This is a genomic window from Paenibacillus sp. JL3B1040 (assembly GCF_057063165.1).
The window spans coordinates 4,636,385-4,655,381 of sequence record NZ_CM169317.1; the positions used below are offsets into that span (position 1 = coordinate 4,636,385).

General features: G+C 40.3%; 27 protein-coding genes and 2 pseudogenes. 4 read left to right on the plus strand and 25 right to left on the minus strand.

Going from position 1 to position 18,997, the window contains the following annotated elements; translation table 11 throughout:
* Positions 1 to 11: 11 nt before the first annotated feature.
* From ACZF99_RS21135 to ACZF99_RS21145, 3 genes and pseudogenes are all read right to left on the minus strand, one after another.
* Complete coding sequence (locus ACZF99_RS21135) at positions 12 to 578, minus strand: DUF5412 family protein (protein WP_483606932.1); 567 nt, start codon at positions 576 to 578, stop codon at positions 12 to 14.
* Positions 579 to 988: 410 nt separating this feature from the next.
* Positions 989 to 1,538: pseudogene (locus ACZF99_RS21140) on the minus strand (phosphatidylserine decarboxylase).
* A complete protein-coding gene (locus ACZF99_RS21145; protein ID WP_483606933.1) occupies positions 1,535 to 2,161 on the minus strand; it encodes a TetR/AcrR family transcriptional regulator in 627 nt (208 codons plus the stop codon). Before ACZF99_RS21145 ends, ACZF99_RS21140 begins: the two are co-directional and overlap by 4 nt.
* A gap of 119 nt (positions 2,162 to 2,280) precedes the next feature.
* Between ACZF99_RS21145 and ACZF99_RS21150 the strand changes: the two genes are divergently transcribed.
* Entirely contained in the window at positions 2,281 to 2,976 is a 696-nt protein-coding gene (locus tag ACZF99_RS21150) for an SDR family oxidoreductase (protein WP_483606934.1), read from the plus strand.
* Positions 2,977 to 3,050: 74 nt separating this feature from the next.
* Positions 3,051 to 4,130 carry an MBL fold metallo-hydrolase gene (locus ACZF99_RS21155; protein ID WP_483606935.1) on the plus strand — a complete coding sequence of 360 codons (1,080 nt, stop codon included), beginning with the start codon at positions 3,051 to 3,053 and terminating at the stop codon, positions 4,128 to 4,130.
* Between the two features lie 66 nt (positions 4,131 to 4,196).
* Here ACZF99_RS21155 and ACZF99_RS21160 read toward each other — a convergent pair.
* From ACZF99_RS21160 to ACZF99_RS21175, 4 genes and pseudogenes are all read right to left on the minus strand, one after another.
* Positions 4,197 to 4,316: pseudogene (locus tag ACZF99_RS21160) on the minus strand (chromosome condensation regulator); the annotation flags it as partial.
* Positions 4,317 to 4,434: 118 nt separating this feature from the next.
* The gene (locus ACZF99_RS21165) at positions 4,435 to 4,539 is read right to left on the minus strand and encodes a hypothetical protein (protein ID WP_483606936.1); all 105 of its coding nucleotides are present in this window, start codon (positions 4,537 to 4,539) and stop codon (positions 4,435 to 4,437) included.
* Positions 4,540 to 4,819: 280 nt separating this feature from the next.
* Positions 4,820 to 5,044 (minus strand): hypothetical protein, encoded by a 225-nt coding sequence (locus ACZF99_RS21170; protein ID WP_483606937.1) that lies wholly within the window; start codon positions 5,042 to 5,044, stop codon positions 4,820 to 4,822.
* 349 nt (positions 5,045 to 5,393) lie between these two features.
* On the minus strand, positions 5,394 to 5,792 hold the full coding sequence (locus tag ACZF99_RS21175; protein WP_483612871.1) for a CHAP domain-containing protein: 399 nt from the start codon (positions 5,790 to 5,792) through the stop codon (positions 5,394 to 5,396).
* A 463-nt stretch (positions 5,793 to 6,255) separates the two neighbouring features.
* Between ACZF99_RS21175 and ACZF99_RS21180 the strand changes: the two genes are divergently transcribed.
* Positions 6,256 to 6,339, plus strand: a complete 84-nt coding sequence (locus tag ACZF99_RS21180; protein ID WP_220687457.1) for a putative holin-like toxin — start codon at positions 6,256 to 6,258, stop codon at positions 6,337 to 6,339.
* 636 nt (positions 6,340 to 6,975) lie between these two features.
* Here ACZF99_RS21180 and comI read toward each other — a convergent pair.
* The 14 genes from comI to ACZF99_RS21250 form a co-directional block, all read right to left on the minus strand.
* Positions 6,976 to 7,071 (minus strand): competence inhibitor ComI, encoded by a 96-nt coding sequence (comI, locus tag ACZF99_RS21185; protein ID WP_219930309.1) that lies wholly within the window; start codon positions 7,069 to 7,071, stop codon positions 6,976 to 6,978.
* Positions 7,072 to 7,396: 325 nt separating this feature from the next.
* Positions 7,397 to 7,882: a GNAT family N-acetyltransferase gene (locus tag ACZF99_RS21190; RefSeq protein ID WP_483606939.1), complete on the minus strand. Its 486-nt coding sequence runs from the start codon at positions 7,880 to 7,882 to the stop codon at positions 7,397 to 7,399.
* A 255-nt stretch (positions 7,883 to 8,137) separates the two neighbouring features.
* Positions 8,138 to 8,848 (minus strand): hypothetical protein, encoded by a 711-nt coding sequence (locus tag ACZF99_RS21195; protein ID WP_483606940.1) that lies wholly within the window; start codon positions 8,846 to 8,848, stop codon positions 8,138 to 8,140.
* Between the two features lie 213 nt (positions 8,849 to 9,061).
* Complete coding sequence (locus tag ACZF99_RS21200) at positions 9,062 to 9,535, minus strand: GNAT family N-acetyltransferase (RefSeq protein WP_483606941.1); 474 nt, start codon at positions 9,533 to 9,535, stop codon at positions 9,062 to 9,064.
* Positions 9,536 to 9,749: 214 nt separating this feature from the next.
* Positions 9,750 to 10,067 (minus strand): hypothetical protein, encoded by a 318-nt coding sequence (locus ACZF99_RS21205; protein WP_483606942.1) that lies wholly within the window; start codon positions 10,065 to 10,067, stop codon positions 9,750 to 9,752.
* 268 nt (positions 10,068 to 10,335) lie between these two features.
* Entirely contained in the window at positions 10,336 to 10,740 is a 405-nt protein-coding gene (locus ACZF99_RS21210) for a hypothetical protein (RefSeq protein ID WP_483606943.1), read from the minus strand.
* A 579-nt stretch (positions 10,741 to 11,319) separates the two neighbouring features.
* Positions 11,320 to 11,499, minus strand: a complete 180-nt coding sequence (locus ACZF99_RS21215) for a hypothetical protein (protein WP_483606944.1) — start codon at positions 11,497 to 11,499, stop codon at positions 11,320 to 11,322.
* Between the two features lie 224 nt (positions 11,500 to 11,723).
* A complete protein-coding gene (locus tag ACZF99_RS21220) occupies positions 11,724 to 12,380 on the minus strand; it encodes a DUF2625 family protein (protein WP_483606945.1) in 657 nt (218 codons plus the stop codon).
* 211 nt (positions 12,381 to 12,591) lie between these two features.
* The gene (locus tag ACZF99_RS21225; protein ID WP_483606946.1) at positions 12,592 to 13,020 is read right to left on the minus strand and encodes a hypothetical protein; all 429 of its coding nucleotides are present in this window, start codon (positions 13,018 to 13,020) and stop codon (positions 12,592 to 12,594) included.
* Positions 13,021 to 13,244: 224 nt separating this feature from the next.
* Positions 13,245 to 13,985 (minus strand): class I SAM-dependent methyltransferase, encoded by a 741-nt coding sequence (locus ACZF99_RS21230; RefSeq protein WP_483606947.1) that lies wholly within the window; start codon positions 13,983 to 13,985, stop codon positions 13,245 to 13,247.
* A gap of 280 nt (positions 13,986 to 14,265) precedes the next feature.
* Positions 14,266 to 14,394, minus strand: a complete 129-nt coding sequence (locus ACZF99_RS21235; protein ID WP_483612874.1) for a type II toxin-antitoxin system RelE/ParE family toxin — start codon at positions 14,392 to 14,394, stop codon at positions 14,266 to 14,268.
* Between the two features lie 143 nt (positions 14,395 to 14,537).
* On the minus strand, positions 14,538 to 14,720 hold the full coding sequence (locus ACZF99_RS21240; protein ID WP_068783343.1) for a hypothetical protein: 183 nt from the start codon (positions 14,718 to 14,720) through the stop codon (positions 14,538 to 14,540).
* Positions 14,721 to 15,032: 312 nt separating this feature from the next.
* Positions 15,033 to 15,425 (minus strand): HIT family protein, encoded by a 393-nt coding sequence (locus ACZF99_RS21245; RefSeq protein ID WP_483606948.1) that lies wholly within the window; start codon positions 15,423 to 15,425, stop codon positions 15,033 to 15,035.
* A gap of 180 nt (positions 15,426 to 15,605) precedes the next feature.
* Positions 15,606 to 15,989: a hypothetical protein gene (locus ACZF99_RS21250; RefSeq protein ID WP_483606949.1), complete on the minus strand. Its 384-nt coding sequence runs from the start codon at positions 15,987 to 15,989 to the stop codon at positions 15,606 to 15,608.
* 93 nt (positions 15,990 to 16,082) lie between these two features.
* Between ACZF99_RS21250 and ACZF99_RS21255 the strand changes: the two genes are divergently transcribed.
* Entirely contained in the window at positions 16,083 to 16,256 is a 174-nt protein-coding gene (locus ACZF99_RS21255) for a hypothetical protein (protein ID WP_036642512.1), read from the plus strand.
* 183 nt (positions 16,257 to 16,439) lie between these two features.
* On the opposite strand, the gene ACZF99_RS21260 is transcribed toward ACZF99_RS21255, so the two are convergent.
* The 4 genes from ACZF99_RS21260 to ACZF99_RS21275 all read right to left on the minus strand — a co-directional run bounded on the left by ACZF99_RS21260 (position 16,440) and on the right by ACZF99_RS21275 (position 18,745).
* A complete protein-coding gene (locus ACZF99_RS21260) occupies positions 16,440 to 17,129 on the minus strand; it encodes a class I SAM-dependent methyltransferase (RefSeq protein ID WP_483606950.1) in 690 nt (229 codons plus the stop codon).
* Positions 17,130 to 17,342: 213 nt separating this feature from the next.
* The gene (locus ACZF99_RS21265) at positions 17,343 to 17,858 is read right to left on the minus strand and encodes a GNAT family N-acetyltransferase (protein WP_483606951.1); all 516 of its coding nucleotides are present in this window, start codon (positions 17,856 to 17,858) and stop codon (positions 17,343 to 17,345) included.
* Between the two features lie 267 nt (positions 17,859 to 18,125).
* Positions 18,126 to 18,368, minus strand: a complete 243-nt coding sequence (locus tag ACZF99_RS21270; protein ID WP_483612876.1) for a DUF4145 domain-containing protein — start codon at positions 18,366 to 18,368, stop codon at positions 18,126 to 18,128.
* Positions 18,326 to 18,745 carry a hypothetical protein gene (locus ACZF99_RS21275; protein ID WP_483606952.1) on the minus strand — a complete coding sequence of 140 codons (420 nt, stop codon included), beginning with the start codon at positions 18,743 to 18,745 and terminating at the stop codon, positions 18,326 to 18,328. The genes ACZF99_RS21270 and ACZF99_RS21275 overlap by 43 nt, the downstream gene beginning before the upstream one ends.
* Positions 18,746 to 18,997: the final 252 nt, after the last annotated feature.

Consider the following 18,997-nt stretch of genomic DNA (forward strand, 5'->3'; position numbering starts at 1 on the left):
GATCTAACCCATTAGTTTTGGTAGCATGTCTCATACTTTCCTGTTATCAATACGCTTTTACAAGCCAAACCACTTTCATGATAAATCTCCTTACCAATTTTTAAACTGATACTTCTATTCGATTTTGGATGATTAGGTTCTTCATTTTGAATGAACAGTGTATCCTCATCCACCCATTCCATAGAAAATTTACTTTTTGCATCACTGAAATAAACAATTTGAACTTTATTTTTGTCATTATTGTTTGTGACTTCCACCCAAACGTTTACACCGCCTGCGGCACCACCATACATTTCATAATAAGAGTTAGCCGTATATTTATCAGTGGGGGATATTACGGGTCCAGGTCCCCTCTGGGCGGATTCTCTATCAATACCACTAAATGTAAAGAAATAGGTATTATAAATATAGATGGAAGAAACCAAAACAACCCCTGACAACGTTGCAATCATCAATTTTTTAGGAAAAGCTCTCTTCTTGACAAGAGAAATTATTAGGTTAACACAGAGCATAAAAAATAATATGGCGGTAATGAGAGAAATTACTAAACCAAATAGAATTAGAATGACGTTAGGCATATAAGCCCCCCTTATTTTAACTTCGCCATTATAACCTAATACGCGGAAGACGTAGGTATTGTTACGTTAATACAGCCTGCGATGCGGTTAAATGGTGCGGGTGTGTCCCGGTAATCGCCTTTCGACTTATCTTCCGGGACTCATGTCTGCCGATGCGTGAACACATTGTTATATGAGCTCCATACTTCTGTTTTATATACCCAAAACCGATATGAAATCATGGTTTAGCCGGTGGATTGTGTCCGCCCTTCCAGGCAGGCGGCATCCGGATGATGATTTCTCTCGTTAAATTATCGTATTAGCAGAAGATATGTACAAAAAAACAGAAAGGCAATGAACACTTTTCCGCTATCCTAATAATCACTTTAAAATTGGTGGTCAGGCGAGCTAAAAAACATAAGCTTCGATCCTCAATCAGGATATGGAAGGCGCAACGTGCCAAGGGACTCGCCCATGCGAACCTTCTTGCCCGGAATCAAATCTCCGCGAAGAGTAAATGTGTGATCCTCGGTGAGAAGCACCACGGTGGAGCCGAATTTGAAATAAGCCAGTTCCTGGCCTTTCTCGACATCCTTATTCAGCGGCTCCACGTATTTGATACTGCTGACGTTCATAGCGCCTACCTTGATGACCGCGATCTCGCCGCCGGAATGGCGGATATAGGTCGTCAGTCGCTCATTGCGGCTCAGCACCCGCTTCGCGTGTCGAAGACCAAACTCGTTCACCGGGTAAACCTTGCCTTGGATATGCACACGCTCGATGATCGTGCCGTCGACAGGGATGTGAATCCGGTTATTCGTCAATCGGCTTCTCCGCTTCCTGAATCTGGATTCCATAGATTCGAGCGAACGAAGGTATAAACCCCCGACTGACCCTAGACTGAGCCAGCTTCCCGGTCATACGGGAAATCCATTTACGCGAACTGAGCTCGGTCATGGATCGCAACAGCCATCTCATCATAAAGGTTGCTCCGCGTCCTTTCTGCATTGATTCCACCCGTTGATAAGCAGTTTGGCAGCAACGGCTGAACGCTTGGAAATCTGTTCCTTTGACAAATTCAACTGAGAAAAATAACCTTCATAGAACATATCTGTAAATCCCTGAACGAGAGCGAGCAGCGATTCCATAAGCTCGAGCAGTTCATTCCATGTTGCTTCAGGTACGGCTTCCTGCGTTAATGTAAAAAGAAAATGGATCATCTCGCGGCTTCGTTCCTGGAATGCGGTTAGCTGGGATTCTCTGGCTGCAGCAAACAAATGAAAACTGACATTATGTTCAAGTGCATACTGCACATAAGCGCCAGCTACAGAAGCTACACGCTCAATTGGATCGTCACCTGCTTCGGTTGCGGCAGACCGCATTCTCGACGTGAGGTCCGTAAGAAAAACTATTCCGGTTTCCGCAAGCAAACTTTCTCGATTGGGAAAATGACGATAGGGAGCGCTGATCGCAACTCCTGCTTTTTTGGCGACCTTGGCCACGGAAAAACCTTGAATGCCATGTTCAGCAATCATTTCAAGGGAGGTTCGAATTAGCGTTTCTTTTAAGTTTCCATGATGATAATTTCGCTTGCCGTTCTGCATGTTTACATCCCCTTTTTTCATCATTGTATCACAATAACAAACAATGTGATAGACGTATCACATTCGTTGTGTTGTTATGTGATAGGTATATCACATTAACAAAAAAGGAGTTGTTTGAATTGACAGTTACATTAATTACAGGCGGAAACAAAGGTCTGGGCTTCGAAACGGCACGACGATTGATCGCATATGGTCACATGGTGTATATTGGTGCTCGCAGTGTAGAACGCGGTAAAGAATCGGCCGACAAGCTTGGCGCAAAGTTTGTGCGGCTAGATGTGACCGATCATGTATCTATACATGAAGCAGTTGCCGAAATTAAGCAGAATGAAGGTCACTTGGATGTCCTTATCAATAATGCGGGAATAACAAGGGGACTCCTGGGCACTGATGATGTGACTGCAGATGACTTCCGCACCGTTTATGACACCAATGTCTTCGGTATGGTTCGTGTGACACAAGCCTTTCTTCCTCTGCTGCACAAGTCGACGATGCCTGTTATCGTTAATGTCAGCAGTGGATTAGGTTCCTTTGCTCGCGTGACGAATCCTGAAAAGATTGAATCCCGAGTAAACGATTTGATTTACTCTTCATCCAAAGCGGCAGTCACGATGCTGACTGTGCAATATGCCAAGGCTTTGCCCCAATTCCGTATTAATGCCGCAGATCCCGGCCCGACAGCAACCGACCTTAATGGACACCGCGGCTACCAAACCGTCAGTGAGGGTACAGATGTCATTGTGAAGCTTGCAACTCTTGACGACAGTGGACCTACGGGTACGTTTATGGATCGGAATGGAATAGTTCCTTGGTAAAAAACCGGTAAATAATCATTCGATATGTATAGAAAAGGGGCCTTGTATTTCCGTACTAGAGAGGAGACTATGTTGTGAGTAGCTTTATTGCGGCAATGCTCCTGATGCTCTTTATCCCGGCGTTCGGTAGAAAGCCGGACAGAAAAACGCAATCACGCATAAAAAGATCTATTCATTACAAAAATCACAAGTTTGTGAATGATATCCCTACTTCAACCAGAATGTCTATGCACAATCAACTATCTGTTCTTTGGGATTTTGCTCGCGGGAAGCCTGCCGATGGCAGGCCTTCCTCGCCAATTGAGCTGGTTATGACGGATATCGAGAATACGAAACCATTGTCTGATTTCAATCAGGCCATCTGGTTCGGTCATTCAAGCGTACTCATTGATTTAGACGGCGAACGATTACTATTCGACCCGATGTTTGGACGGTCTCCGTTCCCTTTTCCTAAGCTGGGAAGCAAACGATTTAACGACAACCTGCCGATTGATGTCAAAAATATGCCTGCCATTGATGCAGTATTTCTTTCCCATGCTCACTATGATCACCTGGATTATTATTCAATAAAACATTTAAAAGATAAGGTTGGTCATTTTTTTGTCCCGCTGGGAGTTGCGGGCCATCTTGAACGCTGGGGTGTCCCTCGCTCAAATATCACCCAGATGGACTGGTGGGAGGAACTAGAGTGGGAAGGGTTGAAGATCGTCTGCACGCCTGCACGTCACGTGTCGGGGCGAAGCTTCTTGCATAAAAATCGAACTTTGTGGTGTTTATGGTCAATCATCGGCTTATCGGGAAGCGTGTTTTTTAGCGGAGACAGCGGGTATGGCCCTCACTTTCGTCAAATCGGGGAAAAATACGGACCCTTTCAACTTACTCTTGTGGAGTGTGGACAATATGACGAACGTTGGCCGGACCTCCATATGTATCCAGAAGAATCAGTACAAGCCCATATGGACTTAAGAGGTGAATTAATGCTTCCGATTCATTGGGCTGCCTTTCAATTAGCACCCCACGGGTGGCTTGATCCAATCCATCGCGTAATGATTGCGGCTAAAAAACAATCGATCACAATTACAGTTCCTAGTATGGGGGAATCTGTATCGCTACAAGGAGACAACTACCCCGTTAATGAATGGTGGGGTAAATAAATACGTATCACGGCTTAAAACGGACTGGAAAGAGGTGAATGACTCATTACAAAAATCATACCGAGCATCACATTGACTATAATTATTATCACTCACAGCAACTACAGTACCGTCAGATTTGAGACCGTTTGTATGGGCATTACCCGTGTTCGTAGCCATAGCATTACCAGCAACGACTGCGACGATAGTATCGTTACGCAATCGTTTCGCCTTAAACACTGCTTCCTAGGGCCGAATGGCCCGCAGTGTGAATACTGTGTTATGGGATGTTGACGATTCCCCAGAGTTACATACAAATCAGCATTCATAAATTCTTCTTGTCAGCTCTTCTTATAATTCCATCGTGAAAAATCTCAATCATACATTCATTCTCTTTATATAGCCATATGTCAGGTGAAACTGCTGTCACATCATCTAAATGCTCTAATACTTTTTTGATACTTGCTTGAAAATGTTATGTTATAAGATGTTGGCGGCTTCTTGAATATCTCACATAATCTTCTTAAAATAAAAAGAGCCCTAACTTTATTGCTAGGGCTTTGATGTCATTATATATGTCTCCTCTAGGTCCTATACGAACTACAAAGATGATTAATTCATTATTAAGAACAAGGGATATAAAGATTCTTCCTGCGGTAACTCGGTCTATTTTCCTAAGGTTCTTTTCAGCTTCACTTGAAAATGTGACTTTATATTTCAAGTTCACGTTTTAAATCCTCCAAGGATTTAGTCTGACCATTTTGATATTCAATACGCCCCTGTTCTATCGCTTGAATATCTTCAGGTGTCAGACAGTCATCGTCTTCATCAAGCTGTTTTTCAAGTAACCATGATAAAAAGCTCTTTGCGACAACCTTATTTTTCTCATTTAAATTGCTTAATATGTTTTCCAATTCATCATTCGGGACACTCATCAACTGTACCCCCTTTATTTAATCATCCTTATTATATCTCAATATATAAGGATGCTCCAGACATAGCTTTTTCACTACATCGATGTATTAGCCTTCTTTATCCGCTCTTACGCCAATTTCTTATAACGTTCTTGTATTCACGAACCCCCACCGACTTAAGGCCCGTAAGGGCCGGCCGCGACTTGGTTAGCCAGTGCAGGGTTGTCCGGCTGAAAATACTTCACTGCTACTGAATATTCCAACCGAATCCGCTTCAAATTCTTCGGTCCGGACCAAGGACCGTAGGCCGCAGCGTGAATAAGGTGTTATGTGAAGTTATTGCCTTCTGAGAACACGCTTTCAACATTCACTAAAAGTAATCATCGATTCTTATAAATCCATTTATTTGATCTGCAGTCCTTTCAAATATTCCTGATTTATTATGAAAAATTCCTTCTGCTGTAATAATCTTATCTTGTTCAGTTCTTAATACGACTCCGATATGATCATTCGGTCCATTTCCCAAAATGTTGTCAAATACGACAAGATCACCTTTCTCCGGGAAAAACAAAAGTTCACTATTCGGATGATAAAAGCTATATAACTGCCCCCATTCTAACCATGCTTCTACCCATGCAAAATTTCTTGTTACTGGCTCTGGAAATCGAATAGGCAACTTGACGCCAGCTTCAATACAGCAATGATATACAAACGCAGCACACCAATCGAAACCTATGTTAGAGTTCTCTCTTGGAAAACAGTTAAGTATTGGTTACAAATCCGGACCATACTTATCTTCGTTACCTATCAATGGTCTTGAGGCTAGTCTTTCAGCAATTTCAGCTATCAGTTCTTTTCTGCTCACAGGTTCTTTCCTCCTTGAGTTTTATCACTGCAATAATTTCACATAACGTTCCCGCATCTATGACGCGCCCCGGCCTTAGATAGCTATTATCTTAGGCCGGGGCGTGTGTTGTCTGAATCTATGTCTGTGAGTTTGCTTTTGCTTCTGACAACCAAGGGGCGAATGCCACGCAGCATAGATGCATTGTTAAGTGATGTTACTGCCTTCTGTGTGTTTACATTTCTCATATACGGTTTTGTTTCCTATGTATTCTAGATAATGATAGTATATTAATGGTATCTGATCATGTCTGATATGTTATAATTTTCTAGTACAATATACGGCTATAAGGGCGGTCGGCTAATCTCCCGGAAGGGAGGTGATGCCCATGGAGGTCAAAGATGCACTTTCCTTAATGTTCATGTTCGGCATGTTCATTCTGGCATTGCTTACCTACATGAAAAAGAAATAGACCGCCCTGCCTAAGGAAACGGTCTATTCTGCGACCTGACTAGTGTGGCCGACTGCTCTTTATGCAGTTATTGTACTTTGGAGTCGTGTTCGCGCACGGCTCCTTACTTATTCTTACCTCAGTATAACTCATTTTATAACGCTTTTATAGATTTTTGCGTTATTTTTATTTTTATTTATTTAAGGTTTGTAATGTTGTCTGTAGTAATTTCACTTAACGTTTTGTATTCACGACGTCCGACGGATGTCGGATGTGTCCCGCAGCCTATACTTCCCTGCCGATAACTTCTGCGGACCGAGGGCGAATGCCCGATGCGTGAATATGGTGTTAGACGAGGTTAACGCTTCTTTGCGCTGCTAACAAACGATTTGATAGTCTTTCAATATGCTTCTATTACGCCTTTCATACGCCTTTTAATACGATTTGCTATTCCAGTTTTTTATCGCCTTTACTATGCTTTTTAATATTCTTTAAACGCTTTTCCAGTTCACTTCTTTTTCCAATTGTGTTATCATACTTTGTAAAGAAGCCGAGCGCGGCTAACACTCGGCTTAACAATTGGCTTGGATGGGGTATCCCTTCTTAGTCGAATGGATAGAAAAACCCACCTTCGGCGGTCAACCTTGGGGTGGGTTTTTATTTTCTCTTGTTGTTAGAGTTAATGTATGTTAAAAGTGCCAGAATAAACGATCCGAATAAAAACATGATCGTGATTGCATCCTTAACTTCCATGGCTTCACCTCCTTTCGAAGGGAAACCATGCCCAACCAAGATTCAATTGTACTTCCTCATTCTACCACATATACCCATTCATTAATAGAATGTTTGTTCGTATTTTGTTTGTATATATTTTGCCGGAGTTTCCTATAAAGTTCTTGTATTCGCGACGTCCATCCCTCTTAGATAGCTCTTATCTTAGGGGGATGGATGTGTCCGGCTGATTCCACTTCTCCGAAATCCCACTGCCGGACCGAGGGACGAATGTCCCGATGCGCGAATATGGTGTTATTCGTAGTTACCGTCTTCTTGAATTACTTACAAACTGTTTCTTTATCTCTCAATGTAAAATAATTAGATTGTCCTTCAATTCACTCTCTTGATTAAATCCCATCTTCTCTAAAAGCCTCTGCGACTGGAGATTTTCTACTTCCGTTGTCGCTTCAATATAATCTAGCTTCATTAAGTCAAATCCGATTCGGGTAATCTTCATCAAAGCTTCCTGCATCAGTCCCCTACCCCAGTAATTCGGAGATAAATCAAAACCTATTTCAGCTTTTGTTTCTAAACGCTCTGTTGACCAGCAATGAAAACCGCAAGTCCCGATAAGTTCATCATTCTCTTTATTAAATAACCCATATCTACAGCCTGAGTCATGTATATGGAAATCAATAATTTCTTCTGCCTCTCGTAAATCTTTACATACCTCAATATCCATAAATCTCGTTACCTCAGGATATGAAAAATGTTTATAAACTGCTTCAACATCATCTAAAGTAAGTTCTCTCATGAATAGTCTTTCGGTTTCAATATTCGGGTAATTCACTATAAACTACCGCCTTTGTTTTTGATTTATAGGTTTAGATCTTTATAAGCCTTACGGTAATTACGCATAACGTTTCCGTGTTCACGACGTCCCACCACCTTAAGGCCCGTAGGGCCGGCCGCGATGCGGTTAGGTGGTGCGGATGTGTCGCCTGAGTTCACTTCTGCGAAATGATGCCCTGGCGACCGAGGCAGCTTGTCTGCCGATGCGTGAATACATTGTTAGGCGAAGTTAATTCGCATCCTCGAACATTGCTCACAATAAATACTCATAGATTGCCCATGGCAACCAGAACGCTGGTTCAGCACCCGCTTCGTCAGAAACCGTATAGTAAACTGCTTTATCAGCCTCTTCATAGGTATTAATAAGTCCATGTTCATTCAAACTAATTCCCAATTTATCTTTAAAGTCAGTTTCCAATCCATTGCAAGCAAAGGAACAGAATGAAGAAAACGTCTCTCCTAATATTTCAAACCCGAGAAAGTGACCACTCTTATCGACTTCTTCCTTTCGACGTAAGCACAAATAGTTTCCAGGCTTCCCAAGCTTCTCGTCTTTCTCAAAGTATCCCTCATATTCTTTAAGATATAGCTCAGCATCTTCATCCTGCAATGCAACACCAAGTAATTTGACCCGAGTAAGTCCATTCGCACTGCTTAGAAAAATATTATAAAAATCTCTGGCGGTTTTGAGGTCTGTGAAAACATTTGGCCAACCAAATAATTCTTCTTCGAATTTCTTATCAAGCCATATGCGCAGCTTTTGTAGCTGATCCTCTCCGAACAATAACTTATCTATAATCGAGCTATCTCCTTGAGTGGGAGCAACCCAAGATAGTCCCCAACTCCCTGGTACCACATCACTGATACAATTACTAATTGAATAGAAGGTCTCTGGAAATTCAGGATGAGACCTACATATCTCGGTAGATCCACTTACAAGATAAAATCCGCCTTGAATATGCATCCTTATTATCCCTTCGAATTAATTTCGCATAACGTTCTTACATTCACGAACCCTCACCGGCTTAAGCGACCAACGGGAGCGGCCGCGATGCGGTTAAGCAGTGCAGGGTTGTCCGCCTGATTCAGCTTACTCGAAAACCCTCGGGCGGACCAAGGGACGCGATAGCGGCCTGCAGCGTGAATGCGGTGTTATGTGCAGTACCCTGCTTCGGAGCTAATCCCCTAGGCTGACTTTACTTGTTTCTTTTTTGTAGATCCTTGTCTTATGTCCATTAAACAAGTACCCATAATCAAGAAATTTCCATCCAAGTCTTTCATAATATCCTTCTAGATCAGTGCACAAATAAAGATCTTTAAACCCCATCTTATCCGTTTGGTTGATTGCATGATTCTGCAGTAAGTCCCCGATTTTGTTACCTCGATAATCTCGTGATACATGCAGACATGCAAACCACGGAAATAAATCTTGTCTACTATTCAGATCACTTCTTAATATTGCATAACATCCCACAATTCGGTCATCCTCAATGACAACATAGAACTTGGGTATATCCTTGCTATCAGAGGAATGGTCTATACAGTTCTTATAGAAGTTAAAGTTATTCTGCTCCCCCCAGTGTTTCCAAATATATTCAACAAACTGTTCATATAAATCTTGTCTTTCATGAACTTCAACTATTTGGGCCATCAGTTTCCACCTCACTAAATAAGATGAATTTATGGATTCAGGGTATTGCACATAACGTTCCTGTATTCACGACTCAGCGCATGCTGAGTGTCCGGCGCATGCCGGACCAAGGACGTATGTCCGCAGCGTGAATATTATGTTATGTGCTGTTGCCGTCTTCGAAGCACAACATCAGAATACACTATTCCTGTGTCTTCTTTTACAATTTCTTTTACTAATCATTCCGTAATATTTCATTATATATTTCTATCACTTTTGCAAATCCAATTAATCTTGAACCTTCCTGTATTCGTATAATCTTTTCTAGCCAAAGGCTCTTAGGGTAAGCTTCAGGACTTAGAAATCTTATGGTTCCAATAACTGTGTCTCCAGGTTGTACCTCGTCCTTTTCGTAATGATGAATACCTGTAGTTAAATAGTTATCTTTTACTAGATGAGCTGGGCGATATCCTGAATAAATGGGTCTAGTCCGACCACCTTCAGCAGAAGTCAGAAAGGTAATCTCCGCTTTAATATCCGCTTCTAGGTCCATAATGGAATCCCGCCTTTTACAAATATTTTTCTACGGCAATTACACATAACGTTGTTGTATTCCTGAATCCGAGAGGCTTAAGGCCATTAGGCCGGGTGGCTCCGCCACTTAGCCTCGCAGGGTTGTCTGCCTGATTCACTTCACCGAAAACCCTCGGGCAGACCAAGGTTGGCGTAGCTAACCGCAGCAGGAATACGGTGTTAGGTGAAGTCTTGGACTTCTTCGATTTCCTTACAGAATAATATTAAATTTTTCATTCGGATAAAATTCACTTAAAAGCGTTCTTAATTGGATTACTATGGGTTAATTCTATTATTTTTATTCCAAAGAATTTCTCTAATTCTTCATTTGTAAGTGCCGTAGATTCATTATGTATCACATTTGGTTTAGTACTATATCTTTCTAAATATTTTATTTCAGGTTTTTCTGATGTAGAGCCTGTTGGATCTCCCATAAAATAAGTTGCAGAACCATAATTGTAAAACACTTCAATTCTAGAATTAACTCTATTGGGTTTCAATACTGATTTTACGTTCATTTCAGATAATATTGTTATTCTATTATTTCCACTTTTTAATTTTTCGTCCCAAGTTCGATAAGAATATCCGAATCCACTAGCTAAAGAGATGCCGCGGTAATCGCAAATAACAGTGTCATACACTTTTCCGTTCAATTCATACTTTAAGTGAAAAGGAAATTCCCCATGTTTTATTGTTGGAGGCAATGTGGCTTCTCACAACCGATTAAAAAAGAAATGAAGAATATAGTAATTGTAATTGATGCGATTCTTCTCATAAGCACCTCAAGGTTTGATGTTTTTCAAAGAGAATTTATCCAAGATTTCACCTAACGTTCTTGTATTCACGAACCCGAGAGCCTTAAAGGGGCGTAGCGACTGGGTCCGTCAGGGCTTAGGCTCGCAGTGGTTGTCGCCTGAATCCGCTTCCCTGCTACTGAATTCACCTCGTCATGATTCTGCTTCTTCCACTTCCGAGGCGACCGAAGAACCTACAGGTTCTGATGCGTGAATATGGTGTTATATGCTGTCGGGGCCTTCTTCGGTTGGTCTTAAAAATTCTCTTATTATTTGCTTTTTCTAGTGCTGTATCCTTGTATGCTAATGATTTATACATCCTTGTAACTAATAGTTTTTTATTGTCCCTTTTTCTTCTTTTGTTTTTAGCCTCTATACAGCTATATCTATTTTTACTATTTTCGTTTTTCCATGTACTGTGTATATCAACAGCAATACTCAAGAAGATATAAATTGGAGTACTCCAATAACGATCAGAATGAGTACAATAGCTACTACGCTTACGACCAAACCAATTAAAAATTTTATGGCTTTTGATTTCCTGGGCTTTTCCAGAAGTTGATTTTCCAGCTTAGTTACTCTTTCTTTTATGTCTTGTAATTCTCTATTGTTCTCCATGAGACCACTCCCCATAATTTAATTTTGCCCCGATTTCACATAACGTTTTTGTATTCACGAACCCTCACTGGCCTAAGGGGCGTTAGCCCCGGGTCCGACGGACTTATCCAGTGCAGGGTTGTCCGGCTGCTCCAACCTCCTCGAAATGCCCTGCCGGACTGAGGGCCGAATGGCCCGATGCGTGAATATAGTGTTATCCGAAGTCCTCTTCTTCCTAGAGATAACTATATTTGTCCTTTAAATTGATTTCTAAAATCATTTTGAATTCCCCATATTTCATTTAATGGGATGGCTTTTTTATAGCTCTTTTCAATATTTTCGCCTTCATTTGACCATAAATACGGAAATACTGATATTCCTTGATCGTAATTTACTTCTTTCAAATCATTAATCCAGTTATCCCATCTAAATGCCTCATAGTACTTATTTAGATCTCCATTAAAAATCCAATAAATAAAGTCTGTATATCCTTTCCCCGTATCTTCCCACTCTAGAGTATCCGGAGCAAAATAAAATATATTGCGTGAATCACTACCAAACTGACCTGTATTTATTGCAAATAATCCTCCTACTACGTCATAAGCTACTACAAATCCCTCTTCGAAGAGCGGACTATGCTTATTAATAACAAGGGATCCGTATATTCTAGGATGCCCTGAACCAAGTATGTAAAGCCAACCATTATCAACTATTAAGCCACCGGATTCTAATGCAATAGCCCCCATTGTTGATCTGTTGGTTATTTGCAATTTATAGAGAACTTCTTCACTTTGAGTTCTATTGTTCTCTAGAATTTCTATATTTAATTGTGAATTGCGAATCAAGTCTTGAACAATCGTCCATGAATCAGCTTCAAAAATAAGTTCTGAAATTGCCTTCATCATTTCACTCCTTAAGAGGATTTCGGATAACGTTTTCGCATTCATGAACCCGAGAACCTTAAAGCCGTTAGGCCGGCTGCGCTTGCGCAGTTAGGTTCGCAGGGTTGCCCGATGAATCTGCTCCTTCGAAATTACCTCTTGCGGGCCGAGGGCCGTCAGGTCCGATGCGTGAATGTAGTGTTATCTGATGTCGACGACTCCCTCGAATAACCTAAATACCCAAAACTGAAATGTAATCTTGTGTTTGGAATTGTACTCTAATCCAATCTTGAAATTCCTTTATTAGTACACATAGTTTATGAACATTATTATCAAAATCTTGTTTGAATTCATCCTCAGAGCTAACAAAAACAAAATATACATGGTCCTTAAATTCCTCAATTGTTGCATTATCATCAAGTAGACTAACCAAAATATTTAATCTCTCGAGAATCCTCAACCATGTCTCTTTATGTATTTCACTAAATGCGTAATGATCGTATTCCGGATATTCTCTTTCTATCGATTTTTCTAAAAAACCAAACACTTCTTCACTAAAGAAAATTGAGTCATCACTCCAGCATTTGCCATTATATTTACCAGGTAAAACTTCAATATAACAAGTTCCCTCTAATTCATCTTTTGATCTAATTATCTTCATTGATCTCACCAACTTTTAAGTAATCCGTCGATTTCAGATAACGTTCGGGAATTCACGAACCCTCACCGGCTTAAGCGCGTAGCGCGGGTCGTCAGACTTAGCCGGTGCAGGGTTGTCCGCTGAATCTACATCTTCGAAAATACTTCTTGCGGACCGAGGGCGAATGCCCGATGTGTGAATGCGGTGTTATACGATGTTTGAGCCATCTTCGAATTTCTTACTAGTTATCTTTGCACTGCCCATGTTACTACGTCGCCACGAAGTAATATTCGTCTACCATCTCTTTCGATCTCAACTTCATATGGTTTTACTGTTAGTTTTAAGATCTCCCATTGAACATACGCTGCTTGAAACTTCTTAATTAAATATTCAGTTTCAAAGTTCAGCTCGTATATCGGCTCAATTTCATTACCAGAATCAATGATTGTTTCAGAAACATTTGTGCTAATTATAAAACAGTTAATTCCACCGACTCTGGTGCCAGATATCATGTCCGAGACAACTTTATCAAAGGTAGCTTCATTCTCCAAGTGTTCAATACTTGAAACTCCAAAAATAAAATCATAATGATTTGGATCTATTAAATAATCCCCAATATCGTTTAGTCTGCATTCAATCTTATCAGTCACACCAAATTCACTCGAATAAATCTTCAATTTGTCAATCGCGGATTGCAATAGATCAACACAAACTACCTTGCCCTTCCGTTCACCAATTCTTTGAGCCAAAGGAATACTATTCCTACCTATCCCACAACCTAAATCTAAGACATGAACTTCATTTTTCTCGTTAAGGAGTGAGAACAAATCCAGAATAGTTTTGACTGGCTTATGCAACCAAGATCCTTGCTCAAATAACTTGTAGTTTTCGTAACAATGATCATGATATTCTTTTTCTTTTAATCTTATTTCATCAATTCGATTTATAACGAATCCCCCCCTGATCTTCTTATGTTGTTGGCTCAAATTTCGTATAACGTTCTTGTATTCACGACATCCCACCGACTTAAGGCTCCGCCAGGAGCCGGCTGCGCTTGCGCAGTTAGTCGGTGCGGATGTGTCCGGCTGATTCTGCTTCTCTGCTACTGAAATGCCTCATCGAATCCACTTCTAACTTCTGCCGGACCAAGGGCCGAATGGCCCGATGCGTGAATATGGTGTTATACGAAGCATGCTTGACCAACCTAAAAAAAACAAAAAAACATCATCGATCTCACTTATGAAGTCATGATGTTCTATAACCTTTTCATTTATGAAGTCTTCTAGTTTGATGTAATACTGTTAATACTTCTATTCCATCTGTACTGATTCTGTATATAATTCGATAGTTCTTATACAACTTTTCTCGGATCCTATGCTCTTTATATTCTGGCACTTTTCTACCCGCCAATGGAAATTCAGTGATGTCTACTGTTGCGGTTATCAATTACCTAATGAAATCCCCTGCATTTTCTTCCGAATCCTGTTTTATATATTCATGTATAATTTCTAGATCATTTAATGATCTAGGCGACCATGTTAATTTAGCCATTTAGAGATTTTCTCCATCGCTTCATTATGTGGTATGCCTTGCCCTTCGTTTAGTTCATTTAAACCTTCTTCGATCTTCGCCCGAACATATAGTTTATAAAGGATGTCCTCCATCGTTGCATCTTCCGGCAATTCCTGTATAAGTTTAATCACTTTACCCTTAATGCTCATATACTTCACCTCACGCGTTTCTGTATTATCTACAGTATAAACCACAACCAAAGATGTGTGTTATTATTTATGGGTTTAAATATTGGTTTTTATAAGCTAGCCTCCAATGTTTCGTATAACGTTTCTGTGTTCACGACGTCCCACCACCCTAAGGAACTTTAGGTCCAGCCGCGATGCGGTTGGGTGGTGCGGATGTGTCCCGGCAACTACTCCTTCGGCTTATCTTCCGGGACCGAGGGGACGTAGTCCCCCGATGCGTGAACACATTGTTATAAGATGTATCCGCCTTCTTGAATTGCCCACAAAGTGTCTCTAACTGTTTCCATTCCTTTTATTTATTTCACTCTTAAATAGATATCGGATTCCTTTGCCTGCATAAGGTTCATCCGAATATCTTGGTATGACGTGTAAATGAGAATGAAATATATGTTGTCCTCCTACTGACCCACAGTTCCAACCCACATTATATCCATCTGGTTTATATTTATTGTCTATATAGAATTTGACCTCATGAAGTAACAGATAAGTCGCATTCCACTCTTCCTGGCTCAAATCAAATACTGTTTCCTTGTGGCTTCGAGGCACAATTATCCCAGCCCCTTGTTTTTCCTGATCTTTCATTAATGAGTAAATACACAAATCATTTTCTAATAGAATTTCATGATTACTTTCTTGAGTAATATTGCAGTAGATACAATCTTCCATGCTTCACCCCAGGATGGTTTTATTGTGTTTGCGGATATTTCCTATAACGTTCTCGTATTCACGACGTGACCCAGCCTTAGATAGCTCCTATCTTAGGCTGGGTCATGTGTTGTCTGAGCTTCTTCCATGATTATATATCTGACAACCAAGGGGCGATAGCTCCGCAGCGTGAATACATTGTTATCTGATGCCGTTGCCTTCTTCGAACTCTCCCACAAAATGCTCATGAATATGATTATTCAAGGAGGTATTTTGAAAGTTCAGTCCATCCAACAAACCCTGTCTATAGATTATTTCGTTTGCAAACGCCACCTGATAGTTTACTTTATCTTCGAAATCAAATAACAATTCTCGGCATGAATCCGGAATGCTCTTCAACATTTCCTCGAACGAACATCTTTTACCATTCACAAGCTTCCTGTAGTATAAATTTTTCATTAAAATCACTTGTCCAATTTCTTCAGTTCTTTTTCTAACAAAACAATCAAAATAACACTCTAATTCTTTAAGCATTAAATCCCCTCCAATTAGTGATGTCACTTCGAAATCACCCGACATTTCCATTCTATGGTGATTTCATAGTGATGTCAATATGATTGTATTCTTTGTGACTTCTAAGTGATAATATAGTGCTATCACCAATAAGGAGAGACAATTGTGGCAACTAATAAAAGAGTCTTCACTTTAAGATTAGAGGATACGAATTTTCAAAAAATTAAATATATTGCAGATAAAAATAAACGTTCAATTGCTATGCAAATTGAATATCTAATTGAGCAGCATATCCATGACTATGAGAAGAAAAATGGTCCCATTCCTACAGATAATTAGTTTAATCTTCTAGTATCATTCTGTGTGTTGCACCGGTTTCAGATAACGTTCCTCGCATTCACGAACTCCCGGAGGGAGTTGTCGCAGCATCCACTTCATCGAACTCACGTCTGCGACCGAGGGCTTCAGCCCGATGCGTGAATGCGTTGTTATCAGATGTCATGTGCCTTCTTCGAATTCACTCTACAAATGCTTCCACCATATCCCTGCACACTCAGGTAAAATTGACCATTGATTATCTTCGATTGTTTTGGCAATATCAGTTCCAAAGAAAAACTCGGTACTCTGCTTAGCCTCTTCCACACTAGTAAAAACATAGTCCGTACGAATCCACCGGTGACTAAATCCATATTTATTTTGTAAGGCCTCATAATAGGGCTTCAAAAATCCTGGTGGTTTCGGATACTCGGTTCCGGTTCCCATAGTCTCAAGTATAATAATCGTTCCTCTAGCTCTCATTACTCGGGTCAATTCAGAAATAATCTTATCCAAATTCTCTTCCCAGTTCTCATTCTCTGTGTTTGTTAAGTAACAAATACTCCAACCGGAAACCACTAGGTCAGTAGAGTTATCAGTAATCGGCAAATGCCTATGATCTGTAACAACAAGCTTCCAATTACAATCTATCCCTAGTTTCTTTAACTTATTATCCAGAACAGATAGCATCGAAGATGAAATATCTGTACATATCAATGACTTCGCTTCTTTTGCAATATTTAATGATAACCTGCCTGTCCCAGCCCCTAAATCTAATATATCTAATCCTTGATAAGGTCTAATCTCGTTTATTATTTCAGTTAAATCTGGTTGCTTGCTAATCATGAATTCATATAATTCCGCTTGATCTTTATAAATCTGCTCATGGGTAGCCATTGGTATCTCCTCTTTTTATTTTGGTTTTGGTCTTGCACATGATTTCTTATAACGTTCTTGTATTCGCGACGTCCATCCCCCTTAGATAGCTTTTATCTTAGGGGGATGGATGTGTCCGGCTGATTCCACTTCTCCGAAATCCCACTACCGGACCGAGGGACGAATGTCCCGATGCACGAATATGGTGTTATTCGTAGTTACCGTCTTCTTGAATTACTTACAAACTGTTTCTTTATCTCTCAATGTAAAATACATTAGATTGTCCTTCAATTCACTCTCTTGATTAAATCCCATCTTCTCTAAAAGCCTCTGCGACTGGAGATTTTCTACTTCCGTTGTCGCTACTTCAATATAATCTAGCTTCATTAAGTCAAATCCGATTCGGGTAATCTTCATCAAAGCTTCCTGCATCAGTCCCCTACCCCAGTAATTCGGAGATACATCAAAATCTATTTCAGCTTTTGTTTCTAAACTCTCTGTTGACCAGCAATGAAAACCGCAAGTCCCGATAAGTTCATCATTCTCTTTATTAAATAACCCATATCTACAGCCTGAGTCATGTATATGGAAATCAATAATCTCTTCTGCCTCTCGTAAATCTTTACATACCTCAATATCCATAAATCTCGTTACCTCAGGATATGAAAAATGTTTATAAACTGCTTCAACATCATCTAAAGTAAGTTCTCTCATGAATAGTCTTTCGGTTTCAATATTCGGGTAATTCACTATAAACTACCGCCTTTGTTTTTGATTTATAGGTTTAGATCTTTATGAGCCTTACGGTAATTACGCATAACGTTTTTGTATCTACGAACCCGAGAGGCTTTAAGGCGCTTAGCGCCGGGTCCAACGGACTTAGCCTCGCAGGGTTGTCTGCCTGTTTCGCTTCTTCGTTTTACACTTCGGGCAGACCAAGGGGGCTTGTCCCCCGCAGCGTAGATATGATGTTATATGACGTACTCTCTTCACTGAAATACTCTACTTTTGTCTTTATTAACTAGATGATGTGCTAATAACAGAAGCGGGAAACTCAAATATAAATTTCAGTAACATTTCGGTAAAGACAATAATACTTTCAGCTTGTTCTCTAGTTTTCATTTCAATTTCATGAGTTGCCTGATTTCCATGTTTTCTTATTTCATCAACCCATGTTCGTCCTCCAGGAGGAATATAACCCCTACTCTCCAGGAAATTTATATACTCAACAAAACTTTTCCCTTCTTCTGCTCTAGTAATTTTCTACAAGCAAGAACGCTAGAAGTAAACGCTCCTATACTTGTACATTTTCTTGCTTCTTCATACAATTCCCTTACTGCATCATTAGGCAAGTACTTGACTTCACGCCCGAACTTAAAACCGGGTACTTGTTCATTTTCCGATTTATAAGTAGGTTTATTGCAATTTGGACATATATAAATTCTTGCAGTTGTTTTTGATGATGTTGATGATTGTTTGATAACGCAATAATAATAAGCACTTGGCGCAGCAGTAGTACCACAAAATCCACAATAATAAGATACTCCACTAGTAGTCCTAGCGTTTTCCCAACTTCCAAGCAATCTCATATCGAGTTCGCCTCCATATTTGATATTGTTTGATACTAATAAAATCATTCTAATTATATTAGTTTGAACTGTTTGGTTTTTTAGGGTATGTCTTATAACGTTATGTATTCACGAAACCGAGAACCTTAAGGCCCAGAGGGCCGGGCGCGACTGCGGTTAGGTTCGCAGGTTTGTCCGGCTGAATAATCTCACTGTTACTGAAATACTCCTATTGCATAGGCTTCTACATCCGCCGGACCAAGGAGCCACAGCGACGCAGCGTGAATATTGTGTTATAGGATGTTCCGGCCCTCTTCGATA

What these genes read in the sequence shown, in the direction of transcription:
- ACZF99_RS21240 (WP_068783343.1), bottom strand. Translation starts at nt 14,720, where the DNA reads ATGAGCATTAAGGGTAAAGTGATTAAACTTATACAGGAATTGCCGGAA.
- ACZF99_RS21135 (WP_483606932.1), bottom strand. Translation starts at nt 578, where the DNA reads ATGCCTAACGTCATTCTAATTCTATTTGGTTTAGTAATTTCTCTCATT.
- ACZF99_RS21275 (WP_483606952.1), bottom strand. Translation starts at nt 18,745, where the DNA reads ATGATTTTATTAGTATCAAACAATATCAAATATGGAGGCGAACTCGAT.
- ACZF99_RS21245 (WP_483606948.1), bottom strand. Translation starts at nt 15,425, where the DNA reads ATGGAAGATTGTATCTACTGCAATATTACTCAAGAAAGTAATCATGAA.
- ACZF99_RS21200 (WP_483606941.1), bottom strand. Translation starts at nt 9,535, where the DNA reads ATGGCCCAAATAGTTGAAGTTCATGAAAGACAAGATTTATATGAACAG.
- ACZF99_RS21195 (WP_483606940.1), bottom strand. Translation starts at nt 8,848, where the DNA reads ATGCATATTCAAGGCGGATTTTATCTTGTAAGTGGATCTACCGAGATA.
- ACZF99_RS21145 (WP_483606933.1), bottom strand. Translation starts at nt 2,161, where the DNA reads ATGCAGAACGGCAAGCGAAATTATCATCATGGAAACTTAAAAGAAACG.
- ACZF99_RS21180 (WP_220687457.1), top strand. Translation starts at nt 6,256, where the DNA reads ATGGAGGTCAAAGATGCACTTTCCTTAATGTTCATGTTCGGCATGTTC.
- ACZF99_RS21220 (WP_483606945.1), bottom strand. Translation starts at nt 12,380, where the DNA reads ATGAAGGCAATTTCAGAACTTATTTTTGAAGCTGATTCATGGACGATT.
- ACZF99_RS21225 (WP_483606946.1), bottom strand. Translation starts at nt 13,020, where the DNA reads ATGAAGATAATTAGATCAAAAGATGAATTAGAGGGAACTTGTTATATT.
- ACZF99_RS21260 (WP_483606950.1), bottom strand. Translation starts at nt 17,129, where the DNA reads ATGGCTACCCATGAGCAGATTTATAAAGATCAAGCGGAATTATATGAA.
- ACZF99_RS21170 (WP_483606937.1), bottom strand. Translation starts at nt 5,044, where the DNA reads ATGAGTGTCCCGAATGATGAATTGGAAAACATATTAAGCAATTTAAAT.
- ACZF99_RS21205 (WP_483606942.1), bottom strand. Translation starts at nt 10,067, where the DNA reads ATGGACCTAGAAGCGGATATTAAAGCGGAGATTACCTTTCTGACTTCT.
- ACZF99_RS21215 (WP_483606944.1), bottom strand. Translation starts at nt 11,499, where the DNA reads ATGGAGAACAATAGAGAATTACAAGACATAAAAGAAAGAGTAACTAAG.
- ACZF99_RS21250 (WP_483606949.1), bottom strand. Translation starts at nt 15,989, where the DNA reads ATGGAAATGTCGGGTGATTTCGAAGTGACATCACTAATTGGAGGGGAT.
- comI (WP_219930309.1), bottom strand. Translation starts at nt 7,071, where the DNA reads ATGGAAGTTAAGGATGCAATCACGATCATGTTTTTATTCGGATCGTTT.